At 71.5% G+C, this 21,452-nt stretch carries 16 protein-coding genes; 2 read left to right on the top strand and 14 right to left on the bottom strand.

Annotation, left to right across the window (positions count from 1 at the left end):
* Positions 1-106 precede the first annotated feature (106 nt).
* Complete coding sequence (locus tag ACSYGN_RS22520) at positions 107-1,207, top strand: citrate synthase 2 (RefSeq protein WP_460398372.1); 1,101 nt, start codon at positions 107-109, stop codon at positions 1,205-1,207.
* A gap of 75 nt (positions 1,208-1,282) precedes the next feature.
* Here ACSYGN_RS22520 and ACSYGN_RS22515 read toward each other — a convergent pair whose 3' ends face one another.
* The 11 genes from ACSYGN_RS22515 to ACSYGN_RS22465 form a co-directional block, all read right to left on the bottom strand.
* A complete protein-coding gene (locus ACSYGN_RS22515) occupies positions 1,283-1,963 on the bottom strand; it encodes a TetR/AcrR family transcriptional regulator (protein ID WP_460398370.1) in 681 nt (226 codons plus the stop codon).
* 72 nt (positions 1,964-2,035) lie between these two features.
* Positions 2,036-2,911: an enoyl-CoA hydratase family protein gene (locus ACSYGN_RS22510; RefSeq protein WP_460398368.1), complete on the bottom strand. Its 876-nt coding sequence runs from the start codon at positions 2,909-2,911 to the stop codon at positions 2,036-2,038.
* On the bottom strand, positions 2,908-4,476 hold the full coding sequence (locus ACSYGN_RS22505; protein ID WP_460398366.1) for a 4-coumarate--CoA ligase family protein: 1,569 nt from the start codon (positions 4,474-4,476) through the stop codon (positions 2,908-2,910). Before ACSYGN_RS22505 ends, ACSYGN_RS22510 begins: the two co-directional genes overlap by 4 nt.
* Positions 4,477-4,644: 168 nt before the next feature.
* The gene (locus tag ACSYGN_RS22500) at positions 4,645-5,811 is read right to left on the bottom strand and encodes an acyl-CoA dehydrogenase family protein (protein ID WP_460398364.1); all 1,167 of its coding nucleotides are present in this window, start codon (positions 5,809-5,811) and stop codon (positions 4,645-4,647) included.
* Positions 5,808-7,712: an acetyl/propionyl/methylcrotonyl-CoA carboxylase subunit alpha gene (locus ACSYGN_RS22495; RefSeq protein WP_460398362.1), complete on the bottom strand. Its 1,905-nt coding sequence runs from the start codon at positions 7,710-7,712 to the stop codon at positions 5,808-5,810. The genes ACSYGN_RS22500 and ACSYGN_RS22495 overlap by 4 nt, the downstream gene beginning before the upstream one ends.
* A gap of 56 nt (positions 7,713-7,768) precedes the next feature.
* Positions 7,769-9,367 carry an acyl-CoA carboxylase subunit beta gene (locus tag ACSYGN_RS22490; protein ID WP_460398360.1) on the bottom strand — a complete coding sequence of 533 codons (1,599 nt, stop codon included), beginning with the start codon at positions 9,365-9,367 and terminating at the stop codon, positions 7,769-7,771.
* On the bottom strand, positions 9,364-11,046 hold the full coding sequence (locus tag ACSYGN_RS22485; protein WP_460398358.1) for an acyclic terpene utilization AtuA family protein: 1,683 nt from the start codon (positions 11,044-11,046) through the stop codon (positions 9,364-9,366). The genes ACSYGN_RS22490 and ACSYGN_RS22485 overlap by 4 nt, the downstream gene beginning before the upstream one ends.
* Positions 11,043-11,858: a TIGR03084 family metal-binding protein gene (locus ACSYGN_RS22480; RefSeq protein WP_460398356.1), complete on the bottom strand. Its 816-nt coding sequence runs from the start codon at positions 11,856-11,858 to the stop codon at positions 11,043-11,045. The genes ACSYGN_RS22485 and ACSYGN_RS22480 overlap by 4 nt, the downstream gene beginning before the upstream one ends.
* A gap of 250 nt (positions 11,859-12,108) precedes the next feature.
* Positions 12,109-13,071, bottom strand: a complete 963-nt coding sequence (locus tag ACSYGN_RS22475) for an EamA family transporter (protein ID WP_460398354.1) — start codon at positions 13,069-13,071, stop codon at positions 12,109-12,111.
* A gap of 124 nt (positions 13,072-13,195) precedes the next feature.
* Entirely contained in the window at positions 13,196-15,463 is a 2,268-nt protein-coding gene (locus ACSYGN_RS22470) for an ABC transporter ATP-binding protein (protein ID WP_460398352.1), read from the bottom strand.
* Positions 15,464-15,616: 153 nt separating this feature from the next.
* On the bottom strand, positions 15,617-15,745 hold the full coding sequence (locus ACSYGN_RS22465; protein ID WP_460398350.1) for a hypothetical protein: 129 nt from the start codon (positions 15,743-15,745) through the stop codon (positions 15,617-15,619).
* A 359-nt stretch (positions 15,746-16,104) separates the two neighbouring features.
* On the opposite strand from ACSYGN_RS22465, the gene serC reads away from it, so the two are divergent.
* Positions 16,105-17,223, top strand: a complete 1,119-nt coding sequence (gene serC, locus ACSYGN_RS22460) for a phosphoserine transaminase (protein WP_460398347.1) — start codon at positions 16,105-16,107, stop codon at positions 17,221-17,223.
* A 66-nt stretch (positions 17,224-17,289) separates the two neighbouring features.
* On the opposite strand, the gene ACSYGN_RS22455 is transcribed toward serC, so the two are convergent.
* The 3 genes from ACSYGN_RS22455 to ACSYGN_RS22445 form a co-directional block, all read right to left on the bottom strand.
* Positions 17,290-20,031, bottom strand: coding sequence for an FG-GAP repeat domain-containing protein (locus tag ACSYGN_RS22455; protein ID WP_460398345.1), 2,742 nt, complete (start codon positions 20,029-20,031; stop codon positions 17,290-17,292).
* Positions 20,032-20,289: 258 nt separating this feature from the next.
* Entirely contained in the window at positions 20,290-20,718 is a 429-nt protein-coding gene (locus tag ACSYGN_RS22450) for a hypothetical protein (protein WP_460398343.1), read from the bottom strand.
* A 554-nt stretch (positions 20,719-21,272) separates the two neighbouring features.
* Positions 21,273-21,452 carry a DUF397 domain-containing protein gene (locus ACSYGN_RS22445; protein WP_460403654.1) on the bottom strand — a complete coding sequence of 60 codons (180 nt, stop codon included), beginning with the start codon at positions 21,450-21,452 and terminating at the stop codon, positions 21,273-21,275.

Here is a 21,452-nt window from a genome sequence, read left to right as displayed (position 1 = left end):
TGCGCCGGACCGGGCCCACCAGCCGCTGCCACGGCGTTCACACCACGTGTTGCATCCGACGACGTATGCAGACCCATCCGCCGTACCCATCACGAGGAGCTGCCCGATGTCCGACTTCGTACCCGGACTCGAAGGAGTCGTCGCGTTCGAGACGGAGATCGCCGAACCGGACCGCGAGGGCGGTGCCCTGCGCTACCGGGGCGTCGACATCGAGGACCTGGTCGGTCATGTCTCCTACGGCAATGTCTGGGGGCTGCTCGTCGACGGCGCCTTCACCCCCGGTCTGCCCCCGGCCGAGCCGTTCCCCATCCCCGTGCACTCCGGTGACGTGCGGGTCGACGTGCAGTCGGCGCTCGCCATGCTCGCCCCGGCATGGGGCCTCAAACCCCTGCTCGACATCGACGAGCAGGAGGCCCGCGACAACCTGGCGCGCGCCTCCGTCATGGCCCTGTCCTACGTCGCCCAGTCGGCGCGCGGCCAGAACCTGCCGATGGTGCCGCAGCGCGAGATCGACAACGCGCACTCCGTCGTGGAGCGCTTCATGATCCGCTGGCGCGGGGAGCCCGACCCCCGGCACACCGCCGCCGTCGACGCCTACTGGACCTCCGCCGCCGAGCACGGCATGAACGCGTCCACGTTCACCGCCCGCGTCATCGCCTCCACCGGCGCCGATGTCGCCGCCGCCCTCTCCGGTGCCGTGGGCGCCATGTCGGGCCCGCTGCACGGCGGGGCCCCCTCCCGTGTGCTGTACATGATCGAGGAGATCGAGCGCACCGGTGACGCACGGGCGTACGTCAAGCGGGTCCTCGACAGCGGCGAGCGTCTGATGGGCTTCGGCCACCGCGTCTACCGCGCCGAGGACCCCCGCGCGCGCGTACTGCGCCGTACCGCCAAGGAACTCGGCGCGCCGCGCTACGAGGTCGCCGAGGCGCTGGAGAGGGCCGCCCTGGAGGAGCTGCACGACCGCCGCCCGGACCGCGTCCTGGCGACCAATGTGGAGTTCTGGGCTGCGATCATGCTGGACTTCGCCGAGGTCCCGGCGACCATGTTCACCTCGATGTTCACCTGCGCGCGGATCGCCGGCTGGTCGGCGCACGTCCTGGAGCAGAAGCGCACCGGCCGGCTGGTGCGGCCGTCCGCGGACTACATCGGTCCCGCGTCGCGCAAGCCGCAGGAGGTCCCGGGGTACGCCGACATCGTCCACTGAGCCGTCACGGCGCCGTCCGGGGTCGCTGAACCGTTTCGGCGCCCGGTGACCACGCACCGGGCGCGTATCGGGCGCTCAGCCCGCCGGCTCGTCCAGCGCCCGGTCCAGCAGCGCCGCCCACTGGGTCACCACCCGGTCCCGGCGTCCGCTGTCGTCGGTGAGGAGATTCGCCAGGCCGAGGCCGCGGGCCATGTCGAGCAGGCCCTGCACGGTCTCCCGCACGCCCGGCCGGGACTCGTCCGCGCCGAGCAGGTCGACGGCGATGCGGTGGGTCTCCCGGCCGACGCGGGCCTCCAGCTCTGTCACCCGGTGCCGCAACTGCTCCTCGTTCGACGCGGCGACCCACAGATGCAGGGCGGCGCGGAAGAGGGGCCCGGTGAACAGGTCGACCAGGGCGGACACCACCGCCCTGCGGTCGGCGGCGCCCTGTGGGAACAGGTCGCGCAGGGCCGTGGAGCGTTCCTCGGCGACGTACTCGACGGCCGCCGTGAACAGGTCCTCACGGGTGGGGAAGTGGTGCTGGGCGGCGCCCCGGCTCACCCCGGCCCGTTCGGCGACGACGGACACCGTGGAGCCCGCCCAGCCGTGCTCGGCGAGACAGGCCACGGCGGCCTCCAGGAGCCGCTGCCGGGTGGCCCGGCTGCGGTCCTGCTTCGGCGCACGGTCGCGCTCACGCCCGCGATCGTGGTCGCGGTCGTGGTCGTGGTCGCGCTCACGCCCGCGGTCGTGGTCGCGATCGACCGAGGTCACACCCATGCCCGTCTCACACCCATCCCGGCTTCACGCCGCCCTCCGTGCTCGCCGCTTCACGGCATCTCACAGCACACCTCACAGGACCCACGCGGGGTCACGTCGCTCCAGGAAGGCCGTCATCCCCTCGCGGGCCTGCGGGGAGGCGAACAGCCGGGCCGAGAGCGCGGTGAGGTCGGCCGCGTCCCGGTCGAACGACTCCAGCACCCTAGCCGTGAGCAGCCGTTTCGTCGCGGCCAGGGCCTCGGGGGCGGACCGCCGCAGCCCGTCGAGAACCGGCTCCAGTACGGCGTCCACTGCGGCCACGGCATCTCCGTCACCGCCGTCACCGCCGTCGCCGTCCGCCGCACCCGCCGCCACCGTCAGCAGCCCGATCCTGGCCGCCTCCGCCGCGCCGAAGCGCTCGCCGGTCAGGTAGTAGCGGGCCAGCGCTCGCGGGTCGGTGCGGGGCAGCAGCGGCAGGGAGATCACCGCGGGCGCGACCCCGATGCGCACCTCCGTGAACGCGAACGTGGCGCCTTCGGCAGCCGCCGCGATGTCGCAGGCGGCGAGCAGCCCGAGCCCACCCGCGCGCACATGCCCGGTGACGCGGGCGACGACCGGCTTGGGCAGTTCGACCAGCTGTCGCAGCAGGCCCGTGAAGGCGTCCGGGTCGGGCGGTTCACGCAGATCGGCCCCGGCACAGAAGGTGCTGCCCGTGTGGGTGAGCACGACGGCGCGCACCCCGTCGTCGGCGGCGCAGTCGGTGAGGGCCGCGGCCAGTTCGCCGACGAGGGCCGAGGACAGGGCATTGCGGGTACCGGTGGCGTCGAGGCTGACGAATTCGACGCCCCGCGCGCGCGTGCGGCCGATCAGCGCGGCGGAACCGGTGGGCCCGGTGGGCCCGGTGGGCCCGGTGGGCGCAGTGGGCGCAGTGGGCCTGGGGGGCGTGGCGGGCGTGGCGGGCGTGGTCATGAGCGGCCCCGCAGTTCGCGGCGCAGGATCTTGCCGGACGCGGCGCGCGGCACGGCGTCGACGAAGGTGACCCGGCGCACCCGCTTGTAGGGGGCGACGCGCTCGGCGACGTAGGCCATGACGTCGTCCTGGGTGAGGCCGGGGGCGGTGGGCTGGCGGACGGCGAAGGCGTGCGGGACCTCGTTGCCGTCGGCGTCGTAGGCGCCGATGACGGCGGTGTCGGCGATGCCGGGGTGGGTGAGCAGGAGGGCCTCCAGTTCGGCGGGGGCCACCTGGTAGCCCTTGTACTTGATCAGCTCCTTGACGCGGTCGACGACGAACAGCCAGCCGTCGGTGTCAACCCGGCCGATGTCGCCGGTGTGCAGCCAGCGGTCTTCGTCGATCATCGCGGCGGTGGCGTCGGGGCGGCCCAGGTAGCCCTTCATCACCTGGGGGCCGCGGATGAGGATCTCGCCCGCCTCGCCGGGGCCGAGGTCCTTGCCGGGGTCGTCGAGGGACACGATGCGCATCTCGGTCCCGGCGATGAGCTTGCCGACGGTGCCGGGCGGCGCGTCGCGCATGGCCGCCAGGGGGACGACATGGGTGCCGGGCGAGAGTTCCGTCATGCCGTAGGCCTGGCCGACTGGCGGCAGGCCGAGGCGGGCGGAGCAGGCGGCGGCGAGGGCAGCGTCCAGGGGGGCGGCGGCGCTGATGATGTAGTGCAGCGAGGAGAGGTCGTAGTCGGCGACCGCGGGATGCTTGGCGAGGGCCAGGACGATCGGCGGGGCGACGTACAGGCCGGTGATGCGGTGCTCCTGGATCGCGGCGAGGAAGGTCTCCAGGTCGAAGCGCGGCAGGACGACGACGGTGGCGCCCTTGCGCAGCGGGGCGTTCATCAGGGCGGTCAGGCCGTAGATGTGGAAGAACGGCAGGACGGCGAGGATACGGTCGCCGGGGCCCGCGTCGACGGCGTGTTCGAGCTGGGCCAGGTTGGTGGCGATCTGACGGTGGGTGAGCATGACGCCCTTGGGGACGCCGGTGGTCCCGGAGGAGTACGGCAGGGCGGCGACGTCGGTCACGGGGTCGATGTCGACCTGGGGTTCGGGGGCTTCGGTCGCGAGCATGTCGAGGACCGAGCGGTGTCCTGGCGCGCTGTCGCAGACGAAGATCTCCTGGACGCCGCCCGCGAGTTCGGCGGCGGCGCGGGCGGTGTCCAGGAGCGGTGAGACGGTGACGATCCAGCGGGCGCCGGAGTTCCCCAGCTGCTTGGCGAACTCGTCCGGCGTGGCGAGCGGGTGCACGGTGGTGACGGCGGCACCCGCGCGCGTGGCGGCGTAGAAGACGGGCGGAAAGGCGATCGTGTTGGGGCTGTGCAGGGCCAGCACATCGCCCTTGCGCACACCGGTCTCCGCGAGCACGGCGGCGATCCGGCGGTGGAACAGGTCCAGCTGGGCGTAGCTGAGGGTGGTGCCGTCGGTGCCGTCGATCAGCGCGGGCGCGTCGCCGAACTCGGCGGCCCGGCCCAGGACGGCCTCGTGGATGGGGAGTTCTACGGCCTGGACGTCTGCGTACTCGCTGCGGAACACGGTTCCTCCTCGCACGGCGCTGTGCCGGATCGGTACGACGGGATCCATACCGCCGATGACCGACGTGTGATCCATATGGCGGGATCGATACGACTGGATGCATACGACTGGATCCATACGGCTGATGCGGCACAGCCGGACCGGTGCGACCCGATAAGTACGATTGGATCAGTACGACTTGGGCAGGCCCAGGGTCTGGTGGGAGACGTAGTTGAGGATCATCTCCCTGCTGACGGGTGCGATACGGGCCACGCGCGAGGCGGTGATCAGCGAGGCGAGGCCGAACTCGCGGGTGAGGCCGTTGCCGCCGAGGGTGTGCACGGACTGGTCGACGGCCCTCACGCATGCCTCCCCGGCCGCGTACTTGGCCATGTTGGCGGCCTCTCCTGCGCCTATGTCGTCGCCCGCGTCGTAGAGGTGGGCCGCCTTCTGCATCATCAGGCGGGCGAGTTCGAGGTCGATGTGCGCCTGGGCGAGCGGATGGGCGATCGCCTGGTGGGCGCCGATGGGTGTGTTCCAGACGGAGCGCTCGCGCGCGTAGGCGACCGCCCGGGAGAGCGCGTAGCGGCCCATGCCGATCGCGAAGGCGGCCGTCATGATGCGCTCCGGGTTGAGCCCGGCGAACAGCTGCAGCAGTCCGGCGTCCTCGTCGCCGACCAGCGCGTCGGCGGGCAGCCGTACGTCGTCGAGGGTCAGCTCGAACTGTTTCTCCGCGGCACTGAGTTCCATGTCGATACGGCGCCGGTGGAAGCCCTCGGCGTCGCGCGCGACGATGAACAGGCAGGGCTTGAGGCGGCCGGTGCGGGCGTCCTCGGTGCGGCCGACGATCAGCGTGGCGTCGGCCATGTCGACGCCGGAGATGAACACCTTGCGGCCGCTCAGCAGCCAGTCGCCGGTGGCGGGGTCGCGGCGGGCGGTGGTGGTGATGCGGTGCGAGTTGGAGCCGGCGTCGGGCTCGGTGATGCCGAACGCCATCCGCCGGGTGCCGTCGGCGAGGCCCGGCAGCCAGGCGCGCTTCTGCTCCTCGGTGCCGAAACGGGCGATGACGGTGCCGCAGATGGCGGGCGAGACGATCATCATCAGCAGCGGGCAGCCCGCGGCGCCGAGTTCCTCCAGGACGATGGACAGTTCGGCGATGCCGCCGCCCCCGCCGCCGTACTCCTCGGGCAGGTTGACGCCGAGATAGCCGAGCTTGGCGGCCTCCGACCACAGTTCGTCAGGGTGGCGGCCCTCCTCGGCGACGCCGGTGAGGTACTCGCGGCCGAAGCGCGCGCCGAGTGCCGCCACGGCGGCGCGCAGGTCCTTGTGCTCTTGCGGTTCCAGGGTGGCGCTCACTGTTCCCCCTCGTCGAGGCTGTCGGGGCTGTCGAGGCTGTCGGGGTTGTCGAGGTGTTCGTCGCGGGCGTCGACCACCGCCAGAAGCGTGCCGACCTCCACCTGCCGGCCAGGGGTGGCGTGCAGGGCGCTGAGCGTTCCGGTGACGGGCGCGGAGATGCGGTGCTGCATCTTCATCGCCTCCAGCCACAGCAGGGGCTGCCCGGCCCGTACGGCGGCTCCGACGGCCAGCCCGTCGGCGATCTTGACGACGGTGCCGGGCATCGGCGCCAGCAGCGAGCCGGGGGCCCGCTCGGCGGCCGGGTCGGGGAAGCGGGGCAAGGCGGTGAGGGCGGTGGCGCCGACATGGACGCGGTCGCCGTAGCGGGCCACGTCGAACGTCCGCCGTACGCCGTCGATCTCCAGGACGACACGCCGTGCGTCGGCGTGCACGACACGCACCCCGTCGGCGGCCAGGCCGTCCCTGGTGTGCCGGTAGGCGACCTCGTGCTCCTCGCCCGCCATGAGGTAGCGCTTGGTCTGCGGCTGGGACGGCAGATTGCGCCAGCCGCCGAAGCGGGAGCGGCCGTGCGCGTCGGCGAGGGCGGCGGCGAGCGGGGCGTACGGGTCGGGGGCGGGCTCGGCGAGGGCGGCGAGGTGACGCTCGTAGAAGCCGGTGTCCATGCGGGCGGCGGTGAACTCGGGGTGCCGCAGGGAGCGCACCAGCAGGTCCCGGTTGGTGACCGGTCCGTGCACCTCGGCGCGTTCCAGGGCACCGGCGAGCCTGCGGACGGCCTGCGCGCGCGTGGGCGCGTGGGCGACGGCCTTGGCGAGCATCGGGTCGTAGTGGACGCCGATCTCGTCGCCGTCGGTGTAGCCGGTGTCGAGGCGGACGGCGCCGGGGAGGGCGAGGCGGTGCAGGACGCCGGTCTGCGGGGCCCAGCCGCTGCCCGGGTCCTCGGCGTACAGGCGGGCCTCGACGGCGTGCCCGCGCGCGCGGGGCGGCCGTTCGTCCAGGGCGGCGCCCTCGGCGACGGCGATCTGGAGGGCGACCAGGTCGAAGCCGAACACGGCCTCCGTGACGGGGTGCTCGACCTGGAGGCGGGTGTTCATCTCCAGGAACTGCGCCCTGCCGTCCGCGACGAGGAACTCGACGGTGCCCGCGCCGACGTACTCGACGGCACGCGCGGCCCGTTCTGCCAGGGCGCACAGTTCCGCCTCCAGCGCCGCGGACAGACCGGGCGCCGGTGCCTCCTCGATCACCTTCTGGTGGCGGCGCTGGAGCGAGCAGTCGCGGGTGCCCAGCGTCCACACCGTGCCGTGCACGTCGGCGAGGACCTGCACCTCGACATGGCGGCCGTTGTCGACGTACGGCTCGACGAAGACCTCGCCGTCGCCGAAGGCGCTCGCGGCCTCGGCGCGCGCGGCGTCCAGCGCGTCGTCCAGTTCGTCGAGACGCCGTACGACCCGCATCCCGCGCCCTCCGCCGCCCGCGGCGGCCTTCACCAGCACCGGCAGGTCGTCCTCGCCGACCTCGGTGAGGGGCGCGATGCCCATGAGCTGTTTGGCGCGTGTCTTGGACGCCATCGCCTCGATCGCCCGGGGCGGCGGCCCGATCCACACCAGGCCCGCGTCGAGCACCGCGCGCGCGAAGGCGGCGTTCTCGGACAGGAATCCGTAGCCGGGGTGCACGGCGTCGGCACCGGCCGCGGCGGCCGCCTTCACGATCAGGTCGCCGCGCAGATAGGTCTCCGCGGGCGACACGCCCGGGAGTCTCACAGCGGAGTCGGCCACGCGCGCGTGGAGCGCGTTCTCGTCGGCGTCCGAGTGCACGGCGACCGTCCGGATTCCCGACTCACGGCAGGTGCGGAAGATCCGGCAGGCGATCTCGCCCCGGTTGGCCACAAGGACGGAAGTGATCACGTCTGGTCCCTCATATCCCTCGCGTCCATATCCCTCGCGTCCTGAAGACATGTCCCTCACATCCGGAAGACGCCGAAGCCGCCGCGCACGCCCTCGTAGGGCGCGGTGTGGACGGCGGACAGGCACAGGCCGAGCACGGTGCGGGTGTCGCGCGGGTCGATGACGCCGTCGTCGTACAGCCGCCCCGACAGGAACATCGGCAGCGACTCGGACTCGATCTGCTGCTCCACCAGGGCGCGCAGCGCCGCGTCGGCGTCCTCGTCGTACGGCTGCCCCTTCGCGGCGGCGGACTGGCGGGCGACGATGGACAGCACGCCGGCGAGCTGCTGCGGGCCCATGACGGCGGACTTGGCGCTCGGCCAGGCGAACAGGAAGCGCGGGTCGTAGGCGCGCCCGCACATGCCGTAGTGCCCGGCGCCGTAGGACGCGCCCATCAGGACGGACAGGTGCGGCACGCGCGAGTTGGACACCGCGTTGATCATCATGGCGCCGTGCTTGACGATGCCGCCCTGCTCGTAGCGGCTGCCGACCATGTAGCCGGTGGTGTTGTGCAGGAACAGCAGCGGGATGTCGCGCTGGTTGGCGAGCTGGATAAACTGGGCGGCCTTCTGCGACTCCTCGCTGAACAGCACACCCTGGGCGTTGGCCAGGATGCCCACCGGGTAGCCGTGCAGAGCGGCCCAGCCGGTCACCAGGCTCGTCCCGTAGAGCGGTTTGAACTCGTCGAAGTCGGAGGCGTCGACGATGCGGGCGATCACCTCGCGCGGGTCGAAGGGGATCTTCAGGTCGCCCGGCACGATCCCGAGCAGTTCCTCAGCGTCGTACTCGGGCGGCTGGGCGGGCCCCGGATCGGGGTACGCCTTGCGGTGGTTGAGACGTGCCACGACACGCCGTGCCTGCCGCAGGGCGTCGCGCTCGTCGACGGCGAAGTGGTCGGCGAGGCCCGACACGCGCGCGTGCATCTCGGCGCCGCCGAGGGACTCGTCGTCGCTCTCCTCGCCGGTGGCCATCTTCACCAGCGGCGGCCCGCCGAGGAACACCTTGGCGCGTTCCTTGACCATGATCACGTGATCGGACATGCCGGGCACGTACGCGCCGCCCGCGGTGGAGTTGCCGAAGACGACGGCAAGGGTGGGGATCCCGGCGGCCGACAGCCTGGTCAGGTCCCGGAAGATGGCGCCCCCCGGGATGAAGATCTCCTTCTGGGACGGCAGATCGGCGCCGCCGGACTCGACGAGGCTGATGACGGGCAGCCGGTTGGCGAGCGCGATGTCGTTGGCGCGCAGGGCCTTCTTGAGGCTCCACGGGTTGCTCGCGCCGCCGCGCACGGTCGGGTCGTTGGCGGTGATCAGGCACTCGACGCCCTCGACGACCCCGATGCCGGTCACGATCGAAGCGCCGACGGCGTAGTCGCTGCCCCAGGCGGCCAGCGGCGACAGTTCGAGAAACGGCGTGTCGGGGTCGAGCAGCAGCTCGACACGCTCCCGCGCGAGCAGCTTCCCGCGCGCGCGGTGCCGCTGCACGTACTTGTCACCGCCGCCGGCGAGCGCCTTGGCGTGTTCGGCGTCCAGGTCGGCGAGCTTGGCGAGCATGGCGTCGCGGTGCGCGAGGTATTCGGCGCCGCCGGTGTCCAGGGCGGTGGGCAGGACGGTCACAGGAGGGCCTCCGGGATGTCCAGGTGGCGGGAGCGCAGCCATTCGCCGAGTGCCTTGGCCTGCGGGTCGAAACGGTGCCGGGAGGCGACTCCGGCGCCGAGGACGCCCTCGACGACGAAGTTCAGCGCGCGCAGGTTGGGCAGCACGTGCCGGACGACGGTGAGCGGCGCGGTCTCCGGCACCAGCTCCCGGAACCGCTCGACGGTCAGCTCGTGCACGAGCCAGCGCCAGGCGGCGTCGCTGCGGGCCCACACCCCGACATTGGCGTCGCCGCCCTTGTCCCCGCTGCGGGCCCCGGCGACGAGCCCGAGGGGGGCGCGGCGGGTGGGCCCGGCGGGGGCGAAGGGCTCGGGCAGGGGCGGCTCGGCGGCGTCCTGGAGCGCGCGGGTGACCGGCGCCGGGCTCACGGCGACACGCCGCCCGTCGTGCAGTACGGCCGTGTGCTCGACGGCGTCCTGGGGAACATGGACGGCGTCGAACACGCCGTAGGGCGCCCCTTTCCCGGGCGGGGCGAGCACGTTGAAGCCCGGGTAGCTGCCGAGGGCGAGTTCGACGGCGGCCCCGCTCAGCGCCCGCCCGACGGTTTCCTCGCCCGGGTCGCGCACGACGAGCCGGAGCAGGGCGCTGGCGGTCTCCTCGGTGCCGGCGTCGGGCCGGTCGGTGCGGACGAGTTCCCAGCGGACCTCGGCAGGGCGGGCCTTCCCGCGCGTGAGGGCGTCCTCCATCTGCTCCCGGACCAGCGCGGCCTTGGCCTCGATGTCGAGCCCGGTGAGGACGAAGGCGACCTCGCCCCGGAATCCGCCGAGCCGGTTGAGCCCGACCTTCAGGGTGGGCGGCGGCGCCTCGCCCCGCACCCCGAAGATCCGCACCCGGTCGGGGCCGTCCTGGGCGAGCCGTACGGTGTCGAGGCGGGCGGTGACGTCGGGTCCCGCGTACCGGGCGCCGCCGGTCTCGTAGAGCAGCTGGGCGGTGACGGTGCCGACGTCGACGAAGCCGCCGGTGCCGGGGTGCTTGGTGACGACGCAGCTGCCGTCCTCGTGCAGCTCGGCGAGCGGGAACCCGGGGCGCCGGACGTCACCGTCCCCGAAGAAGGCGTAGTTCCCGCCGGTGGCCTGCGTACCGCACTCCAGCACATGCCCGGCGACGACGGCCCCCGCGAGCCGGTCGTGGTCCCCGGGCTGCCACCCGAAGTGGGCGACGGCGGGCCCGCTGACCAGGGCGGCGTCGGTGACCCGCCCGGTGACGACGACATCGGCCCCGGCGCGCAGGCACTCGGCGATGCCGAATCCCCCGAGGTAGGCGTGGGCGGCGAGACTGCCGGGGTGGGCGGCCGTGAGGTCGTCACCCTCGACATGTGCGACCCGCACCGGAATCCCGAGCCGCTGCGCGAGCTGCCGTACGGCGTCGGCCAGCCCCGCCGGATTGAGCCCGCCGGCATTGGTCACGATCTTCACCCCGCGCGCGTGGGCGAGCCCGAGGCACTCCTCCAGCTGGCGCAGGAAGGTGCGGGCGTACCCGGCGGACGGGTCCTTCAGCCGGTCCCGGCCGAGGATGAGCATGGTCAGCTCGGCGAGATAGTCACCGGTGAGGACGTCCAGGGGGCCGCCGGTGAGCATCTCGCGCAGGGCGTCGAAGCGGTCGCCGTAGAACCCGGAGGCATTGCCGATGCGGAGGCTCACCGGCGTTCTCCCTTCGCGGGGCGGCCGGGTCCGGGCAGCCCGGCGAAGGCCTGCGCGATGTCGAGCCACCGGTCGGCGTCGGGACCCACGGCGACGAGACCGAGGTCGGCGCGGTGGGCGCGCTGGGTGACCAGAAGACAGAAGTCGAGGGCGTCCCCGGTGACCCTCTGCTCGGCGTCCTCGGGCCCGAAGGCCCACATGCCGCTCCCGGCCCCGCCCGGACGCTGAAACTCGACGCGAAGTTCGACCCGGAATTCGGTGTCGGGCACGGGCAGGCCCCGCACCCCGAAGGCGAAGTCCCGGGTCCGCACCCCAAGCCGCGCGATGTGCCGAAGCCGCTCGGTGGGTTCGCGGACGACACCCAGGGCATCGGCGACGTCGAGCCCGTGCGCCCAGGTCTCCATGAGCCGGGCGGTGGCCATGGAGGCGGTGGACATCGGCGGCCCGTACCAGGGGAAGCGGGCCCCGGCCGGTGCGAGGCGCAGGGCCCGGTCGAGCGCGGCCCGCCCCTCCCGCCACCCCGCAAGCAGCTCGGTGACGGGAAGCCGGGCGCCTTCCTCGGCCGCGTCGTCCACGTAGGTGGTGGGTGCGGCGAGGGCCTGCTCCACCAGCACACCGAAGCCGGCCTCGTCGGTGACGGCGAGCAGCGCCGCGCTGTCGGTCCAGGCGAGATGCGTGATCTGGTGAGCGACGGTCCATCCGGCCGCGGGCGTGGGCAGCCCCCACTGTTCCACCCCCAACCCGGCCACCATCCGGTCGAGTTCCTCGCTCTCCGCACACAGATCATCGATCACGGGCGTCGGGTCAGCCATGGGGGGAGCATGGCAGTTGGGGCAGAAACAATCAATCATGCTTGCATGAATTAGTTATCCACAGGGCCTCACCTGTGCGCGCCTGATCGATTACTTTGTGTGACATGAGGAGGCGGCAGGAGGAGGTGGCGGGATGAGAGTGCGAGGGGTCGGCAGCAGGGCCGGCATCGGAGTCGGCACAGGGTCGGCGTTGATGCCGACGCCAGGGCGGACGCCCAGGCCGACGTCAGAGTCGGCGTCAGGGCCGACGTCAGGGAGTGTCCGGTACCGGGGGCTTCGCTCGGCCCCGGCCCACCTGGGTGCGGACCGCGCCCATGCTGGCGGCGATCACCAGGGCGATCGCCAGGGACTGGATCGCGGACAGGGACTGGTGGAGGACCAGGAAGCCGGCCGTTGCCGCGATCGCCGGTTCCAGGCTCATCAGGATCGCGAAGGTCGATGCGGGCAGGCGACGCAGAGCCAGGAGTTCCAGGGTGTACGGGAGGACGGAGGAGAGGATCGCCACGCCCGCGCCGAGGGCGGCTGTCACGGGGTTGAGGAGTCTGGTGCCGGACTCCGCGATGCCCAGCGGCAGGAACAGCAGCGCCGCCACGCCCATCGCGAGGGCCAGGCCGTCCGCCTGCGGGAAACGGCGGCCGGTGCGCGCGCTGAACACTATGTACCCCGCCCACATCGCGCCCGCCCCGAGTGCGAAGGCCACTCCGGCCGGGTCCAGGGCGCCGAAGCCGCCCCCACTCAGCAGGAAGACGCCGCCCAGGGCGAGGGCCGCCCACAGCGCGTTCAGGGCGCGGCGGGAGGTGAGGACGGAGAGGGTGAGGGGGCCCAGCACCTCCAGCGTCACCGCCGGGCCCAGCGGGATGCGGGCCACGGACTCGTAGAACAGGCCGTTCATCGCGCCCATGGTGATACCGAACGCCACCACCGTCCCCCAGTCCGCGCGCGAGTGGCCGCGCAGACTCGGGCGGCAGACCAGCATCATCACCAGTGCCGCCACCACCAGCCGTAGCGTCACCACGCCCAGCGCGCCCGCCCTAGGCATCAGCGTCACCGCCAGCGCACCGCCGAACTGCACCGAGACACCGCCCGCCAGAACCATGCCGACGGGGCCGAGCGAGCCGCGGCGGCGCGGGGCCGTCGGGGACAGGGGGGCGGGGGCTCCGGCGGCGGGAGAGGAGGAGGCTGCGGATGCGGAGGGGCGGCTGGGGGTGCTCACGGGCGGTCCACTGGGCTCGGCTCTGGATGCGGGTGCTCACACTGACGTGTGTTCAGCTTGATGAACTACCCGGTCCAGGGTAATGGACCCCGTCAGGTGTGTGAACCCTTTATGCCGATTACGCTCAATTTCCGTTCCAGTGCGGCAGCGGCACCTCGTCGCGGAAGAGGGGGCGGGCGTCGGAGGGGAGGGGGGCGGAGGGGAGGGGGGCGGAGGGGAGGGGGGAGGGGGCGGGGGTCCCCATGGGGGTGGTGGTGTACGGGTCGGGGGCCGCGTACGCCGGTTCGTAAGCCGGGTCGTACAGCGGGTCGTACGAAGGCTGCTGGTAGAGGCGGGTCTGGTCCTCGTAGGTCGGCTCGTACGGGGCCTCGTACATGTACGGGGTCCAGGTCTGTCCGGGCTGGCCGTGCTGTCCGGTCTGCGCCGCCGTCGCCGGCGCCGCCGCAGGCACCGGCTCGGGCGCCGTCCCGGGCGCCGACTCGGGCGCCGACTCGGGCTGCTCGCCGGGGTGCACCCACAACGGTAGCCGCAGCTCGCCGGTGTCCATGATCGCGTTGTTCTGCGACCGGTGCAGCCGTGCGTAGGCACCGGCACGCGCCAGCAGTTCCTCGTGGCGGCCGGTCTCGACGATCCGGCCGCGGTCGACGACCAGGATGCGGTCGGCGTCGGGAGCGAGGTTGAGGTCGTGGGTGATCATGACGGTCGTACGGCCGGTCATCAGGCGACGCAGCGGCTTGACCACCCGGCGTGCGGCCATCGAGTCGAGCCCGGTCGTCGGCTCGTCCAGGACCAGCACGGGCGCGTCCCGCAGGATCGCGCGGGCGATGGCGAGCCGCTGGAGCTGACCCCCGGACAGGCGGGCCGAGTTGGGGTCGACCCGGGTGTCGTAGCCGTCGGGCAGCCGGGAGATGAAGTCGTGGGCGTCGGCCGCCCTGGCCGCCTCCACGATGGCCTGTTCACTGGCACCCGGCCGCCCGCAGGCGATGTTGGCGCGCACGGTGTCGTGCAGGACGAGCGTCTCCTGCGGCAGCAGCGTGACGTACTCGCGCAGCCGGGAGAGCGGCAGGTCCTGCAGCGGTACGCCGTCCAGGAGGAGTTGGCCGGCGTCGGGGTCGTAGAAACGGAGGAGGAGCTTGGAGACGGTGGACTTGCCCGCGCCGCTGGGGCCGGTGATGATCACCAGTTCGCCGGGGCTGACGGTGAAGGAGAGATCCTCCAGCGCCGCCTTCTCGGTGCCCGGGTAGCGGAAGGTGACGTCCCGCAGCTCGACCGTGCCGTCCGGGCGGCCGGTGTCGGAGGCGTGCCGGGGGTCGGTGACCGAGGGCCGTACGTCGAGGATCTCGATGAGCCGCTCGGCGCCCGCGGTGGCCGCGGTGACGGTGAGGCCGAGCTGGGCCAGGCCCCGGACGGGTGGGTAGAGGTAGCCGAGGAACGCGGAGAAGGCGAGGAGCTGGCCGAGGGTCATACGGCCGGTGGAGATCTCCCAGGCCCCGATGCCGATCACCGCGAGCACGCACACCGTCTCGATGACGGCGACGAGTTGCTCGTACGCCTCGTTGAGCCGGGTGGAGCGGACCGAGGCACGGAACCAGGCGGTCGCCTCCTCGTGCAGCCGCCGCTTCTCCGCGTCACGGCGGTCGTAGGCCTGGGTGAGGACGATGTTGCCGAGCGACTCCTCGACGACGGAGGTGATCGCGCCGTCGGCCACCCGGCCCTCGCGGGAGACGTCCTTGATGGCGCCGGAGAACCGCCGGGCGGCCAGCCAGAACAGCGGGGCGAGCACGAAGGTCGCGGCGGCCAGGTCCCAGCGCAGCCAGAAGGCGGCGGCCGCGTAGAAGACGGCGCTGAAGGCGGCCGACGCCGCGCCGACCAGGCCGGACACCACCAGTGTCTCGATGGCCTCGACGTCGCTGGTCAGCCGGGACAGCAGATCGCCCTGGCGGTGCCTCTGGAAGAAGTGCGGCGGCAGTTGCTGCACATGGTCGAAGACGTGCTCGCGCAGCCGCATCACGAAGCGCTCGGTGATCCACGCGGCAAGCGAGTTGCCCGCGTACGCGACGACGGCGCCGACGATCGCGACGCCGAGCCACTTGACCGCCGGGTCCCAGAAGGCGCTGAGCGAGCCCTTCTGCAGGGCGTGGTCGGTGAGATCGCTGAAGAGCAGGACCGCCTTGGTCTCGGCGAGCGCGGCGAGCACCGTGCACAGCCAGACCAGCATCAGCCGGCCGCGCAGTCCTCTGGTCAGCGGCCAGAAACGCCGGAAGGCGGCGCGGGCGGGGATGGTGGGGGTGTCCTCGAAGTCGTCGTCACAGCCGTCGGGGCCGTCCGCATCCTCATCGACGGCCGCATCGACGGTGTCGTCGGGGTCACGGTATTCCGGGGCATGCCTCATCACTGAAACCCCTCTTCCCTATTTTCATCTGCACGATGACGCATTACAAAAAGTTCAGCCAGATATGCCCACCAAATTCAAATGAATCCACGAGCGAAGGGGGCCGACGGTGCACCATCGACCCCCTTTCTCACCGCTGGATCAGTTGCTGGATCAGTCGTCCTGGCCGGGCAGCGGCTTGGGAAGCGGCTTGGGCTCGTGCTTCTTCTTCGGCTTCGGCGGCGGGGGGAGCTGCTTCGACTTGGGCTTCGGGGGCAGCGGGGCCAGCTTCTTGAAGCTCATTCCGACTCCTCGGGATTGCGCTGATTGCATTTTTCTGGGGAACTTCGGGAATTCCGCGTCCGGCTCCCGACACCCAGAAACCTACACGCCCGAAACCCCAAGGAACGGCAAAGTCGGCCCTTCGGCGGCATTGATGCGCTGTGAATACCTTGGCGCTCACTGAGTTCACCCGCGCAACCTGAGAATGGTCTTATAAAGCTGAGAGGCAGCTGAAGACCGCTGAGGAAACCCTTTGTGAAGGCGCCGCCCGGGGCCGCCCGTGGCCGTCCGGCCCAGCCACTCGGTCCGGCGACCGAGACGCCGTCTCACGGCATGGACAACGTTTCGCCCCGGTTTCTCGCACCCGATAGCCTCCCCTCGTGGCTGAGATCCTGATCCCCTCTGACATCAAGCCCGCGGACGGACGTTTCGGCGCGGGCCCCTCCAAGGTGCGGACGGAGGCGCTGGACGCCTTGGCCGCGACCGGCAACTCCCTGCTCGGCACCTCTCATCGCCAGGCTCCGGTCAAGAACCTCGTCGGCAAGGTTCGCGAAGGCATCTCCGAGCTGTTCTCGCTGCCCGAGGGCTACGAGGTCATCCTCGGCAACGGTGGCTCCACCGCCTTCTGGGACATCGCGACCCACGGCCTGATCGAGAACAAGTCGCTGCACCTCACGTTCGGCGAGTTCTCCTCCAAGTTCGCCAAGGCGTCCAAGCTGGCCCCGTGGCTGGCCGAGCCGACCCTCGTCTCCTCCGACCCGGGCACGCACCCGGAGCCGGTGGCCGAGGCGGGCGTGGACGTGTACGCGTTCACCCACAACGAGACGTCCACCGGTGTCGCCATGCCCATCAAGCGGGTGCCCGGGGCCGACGAGGGCGCGCTGGTCCTGGTGGACGCGACGAGCGGTGCGGGCGGTCTGCCGGTCGACGTGGCCGAGACGGACGTCTACTACTTCGCCCCGCAGAAGTCCTTCGCCTCCGACGGCGGTCTGTGGATCGGCGTGTTCTCCCCGGCCGCGATCGAGCGCGCCGAGCGGATCCACGCGTCCGGCCGGCATGTCCCGGAGTTCTTCAGCCTGCCGACGGCGATCGACAACTCCCGTAAGAACCAGACGTACAACACCCCGGCGCTCGCGACTCTCTTCCTCCTCAACGAGCAGCTGGAGTGGATCAACGGCCAGGGCGGCCTCGCCTGGTCCACGGCCCGTACCAAGGACTCCTCGACCCGGCTGTACAGCTGGGCGGAGGAGGCCAAGTACGCGACGCCGTTCGTCGCCGACCCGACGAAGCGCTCGCAGGTCGTCGGCACGATCGACTTCTCGGACGAGATCGACGCCGCCGCCGTCGCCAAGGTGCTGCGCGCCAACGGCATCGTGGACACCGAGCCGTACCGCAAGCTCGGCCGCAACCAGCTCCGTATCGCCATGTTCCCGGCGGTCGACCCGGCGGACGTCGAGGCACTGACGAAGTGCGTCGACTACGTCATCGAGAAGCTGTAGCCGCTCCCTGTACGACGACGAAGGGCGCCCGGTGACCGCCGGGCGCCCTTCGCGCGGCCGGGAGTATCAGGAGATCACCTTGTACCCCTGCCAGCCGCTCGCGATCTTCGTACGGCCGCCGAAGGTGCCCTTGCCGGTGCCGTTCTGCCGGAAGAGGTTGCCGGCGGTGTCCCTTGCGACGAGGTCTGCGTTGCCGTCACCCGTGATGTCCCCGGCACCGACGACCGCGTTGTACGACGCGCCCCAGTCGGCTGCGATCTTCACCCGAGTCGTGAAGGTGCCCTGGCCCGTGCCGTTGAGGCGGTACAGGTTGTCGGCCTTGTCCTGCAGGAGCAGGTCGCCGATGCCGTCACCGTTCAGATCACCGGCACCGACCACCTTCTTGTAGCCCTTCCAGTTGTCGAAGAGCTTCACACGTGAGGACAGCTTGCCGGCGCTGGTGCCCTTGTAGAGATAGACGGCGCCGGTGGAGGAGCTGCGGGCGATCAGGTCCGGGCGGCCGTCCTTGGTGATGTCGCCGGGCGAGGTCAGGACGTCGTACTGATTCCAGCTGCTGTCCGTCGAGATCGTTGTGTACGGCGTGGACGGCTTCACCGCCGCTCCGCAGGCGGGCCGGTACAAGCGCACCGTCCCGCCGGCGAACCGGACCAGAACGTCGTTGCAGCGGTCCCCGCTCAGGTCACCGACGGGCACCGGCTTCACGCTCGTCGCCCAACCGCTGCCGCTCACCGTCCCGGAGAACGTGCCCTTGCCCGTGCCCTGCTGGAACGTCAGCGCGCCGGAGGAATTGAGGGTGAGAAGGTCGGCGAGGCCGTCACGCCCCACGTGGTCCCGCCGCACAGGTGCCGCGAGGGAGCCGCCGCTGAGGATGTGGATGCGCTCCTGGGCATCCACGAACGCCACCCGGTTGCCGTACGGGTCGAGGGTCCAGCGGAGCCGGCGGTCCGAGGACGTGCCCTCCGCGAGCTTGGACGCAGCGGGCAGGTCGGCGATATCAGCGGTGACCGCCGATCCGGAGCGCACGTCTGTGCGCACCAGCTTGCCGCGGGCGTCGTCGTGGCGGACCAGGAAACCGTCCGCCAGCAGCGCGTCGCCCTTCGGTACCGCCACCGACCGGCCTCGGGAGCGGTCGAACACCCCGGCCTTGCCCTCGGCGGTGCACGCCCAGTACACGAAGCGCCCGTTGACCTGCAGTTCGCTGGGCACACACGCCGAGCCGACGTTGACCTCGACCGCCGCGGCGGTGGACCCGAGGCGGCTCGTCGACAGGCGCCCCGCGGTGGACGTCGTGGTCCACAGCTGTCCGTCCCACAGGGCCGCGGCCTTCGCCGCACGCGTCACCACGACCTTGGACTGCGTCCAGTCGACGACGAACTGCTGGTGGTTGACGCCGCCGGACAGCAGCGCGTACCGCCCTTCCGCGGCCTCCACCTCGCCGTAGAAGCCGGGGACGGTCAGAGTCTGGACCTCACCGGTGGGCGTACGGCGATAAACCCGCTGGGCGTTGTCCGCTTCGGCATGGACGACGGAGCCGTCACCGGCGCCGAACAGCCGCACGCACTGGTAGCCGATGCTGCACGGCTTGATCCACCCGCCGGCCTGCCGGACCGGTCCCACCTGGGGAACTGGGTCGGCAGACACCGTGCGGGTGTTGAACATGACGTCGTAGGCCGGGGTTGAGGTCTGGTCGGTCCAGGCCAGGGTGCCGTTGGCCAGCGCCAGTCCGTCGACGGGTGCGGGGACGGGCGGCAGGTCCATCAGCTCGTCGGTGACGATCTGGCCGTCCGGCCCCTCGCTGAGCCTGTGCACGCCCCAGTCCGCCTTGTCGGGCCCGCCGGTCACAACGGCGGAGCCGTCCGCCGACTGCCAGATCCAGCCGTCCATCTGCGGGATCAGCGTGCGCCATTCACCGGCGTCGGTCAGGGGCCTGGTGAGCACGGCGCGGGTCTCGCCGCCGTAAGTGGCCAGCACGGCATGGTCACCGACGACCGTGAAATCGGTTTTGCCCTCCGTGCCCGTGCCCGGCACCACGGTCACCGGCCCGTCGAGCGCGTCCCGGCGCAGCAGCCGCGCGCCGAGTCCCGGGTACCACCAGCCGACGTAGTCCTCGGTGAGGACGGGTATCCGGGCCGCCCGGGCGTCGTAGGAGGCGAACACCTCGGTCCAGGAGCTGTCGCGGACATCGACCAGGACCAATTGGTCGCGGAAGACCGTGGGATTCTCGGTGGGCACGCGGTAACGCATCAGCAGTGAGCGGTCGTCACGCTCGCTGACCGCGAGGAGCTTCGCGTCGGCGGGCCAGCCGGTCAGCAGCGTGTCGCCGGTGGCGCCGTCGGCGGCGGGCTTCAGCAGGTGCACTTCGCGCACGCTGCTCGCGCTGCCGCGATAGGCGACGACGACCCCCTCGCCCGCGGTGCCGGCGTAGGTAAGGCCGGCCGGGACGGTCACGGAGGACGTGTCCGCGCCCGTACCGAGGGCGCGGAAGCGGACGACGCGGCGTCCCTCGGCGTCGGTCGACAGGGTGTACGTGGTGTCCGACTGGGCGAGCCCATTGGGCTGCTGGGTGCCGGCGAACTCGGTCAGCTCCCTGGTCCGCCCGGTGGCGTAGTCCGTCCAGCGCAGGCCGGTGGTGCCCTCCGGACTCGACAGCACACCGGTTTCCCCGAATCCCGCGAACACCGGGTTGCGCGTGGCGGTGCGGTCCGCGGCGGGCAGGACGATCTCGTCCCCGCCGACGGCCCGCGCCGTCCCCGCCGGTACGGCGGCCAGCGCGCCTGCGGCCAGGGCGACAGCCAAGACCGCGGCCATGCCCCCTCGGCCAGTCAGACGATGCCGTAAGACCTTCCAGCCTTCCACGGAACCCCCCGGTCCCTCGCCCCGACAGCTGTGACGCCGTCAGCTTTCAATGACCTGTGCATGTCTTGTGCGACGGGAGCGTACCAGCGTGACCTGACAGCGCTTTCGGAATATACCGTCCCCTCCGACCGCTCCCTGTACGACGACGAAGGGCGCCCGGTGTCGACACCGGGCGCCCTTCGAGGCACGCGGCAGCCGTCAGCACGATGCCTAGTCTCGCGGCGGTGGCCCGTCGCCCAGGAATTCGCCGGCGGTGTCGACCAGGCGCAGCCAGCGCATGGCCGAGCCGGAGGTCAGGCCCGTGGAGATCAGGCGCAGTTGCTCAACCCGGGTCTCCAACTTGGCGGGCAGGGGGCGGGGCAGCGCGGCGAAAAGCTCCACATCATCCTGGCGTCGCAGCTTCGCCAGGGCCGTTGCACGCCACTCGGGCTCACTCGCACGCGCAGCAGCGTCAGGGGCGGCGGCGATGAGCGCGATCAACACCACCCCTTCGGCCTGGGCGAGCAGGTCACCACGGTCCACTCCCCAAACCGAGCAGCGCTCATTCACCCACACCGCGAACGCCTCGTCATTCAGGCGACCGTCCATGATCCGTCGGGCGAGCCGCTCACTTGCCGCTATCACGTCGTCCATGGCCATTGCGGTTCCGCCTCTCGGGGTCCCAGTACCTCTCGCCGAAAAGACAACGCTGAGCGGCTGAGTCGCATTTCAAAGGGTGGATCAGTCGCAGGCCCATCATGTCCCCGCTTGCGGAGCTCTGACCATCAGGTTTACGGGTTCAGCGCGGCGGCCGAGGACAGCGGCCTCTTTCAGAGCCCTCCAGTACGGGCCCGGTGCGGTGTTGCGAAGCCGGGCGAACGACACGACCTGGCGATTTGCCTCGCGGCGTCGGCCGTCCTGCAGAAGCCGCACCCAGCAGGAACTGGAGGCATCCAGCACGATGTCCCGCCGTGCGTGTAGTAAACGGCCCGGATACCGGCCAGGTCGCCGCACACGAACCGCTGCCGCCCGCTCGCGCAACTTGATCTTCGCCCGCGAATCCGAGCCCGCCTCGCTGCTGCAGGAATACGGCGCGTGCGGGGTGCAGGAACTGTTCCCACCCACCCCAGTGATCTTCCTGCCGCTGTAGTTCGACTTGTTCGCGAACAAGCCGCAGGTCACAGTGTCCTCGACAGGTTCCCCCGTGGCACCGCCTACCCGAAATGCCGCAGGAACGCGTGCCATCCCTCGCGGGAGACGGCGATCAAGGGGCTGTTCTGCAGCTTGCTGTCGCGGATGGCTCGGCCGTCGGCGGTTGTGGGAGCGACCTCTACGCAGTTGCCCTGCTGCCCAGAGTACGAAGACTTCAGGAACGGTCCGACAACCTCAGTCAC

The organism is Streptomyces sp. YIM S03343 (assembly GCF_054729195.1).
The sequence above is the reverse complement of the archived record's forward strand: the minus strand, read 5'-3'. Positions and strand labels throughout refer to the sequence as shown.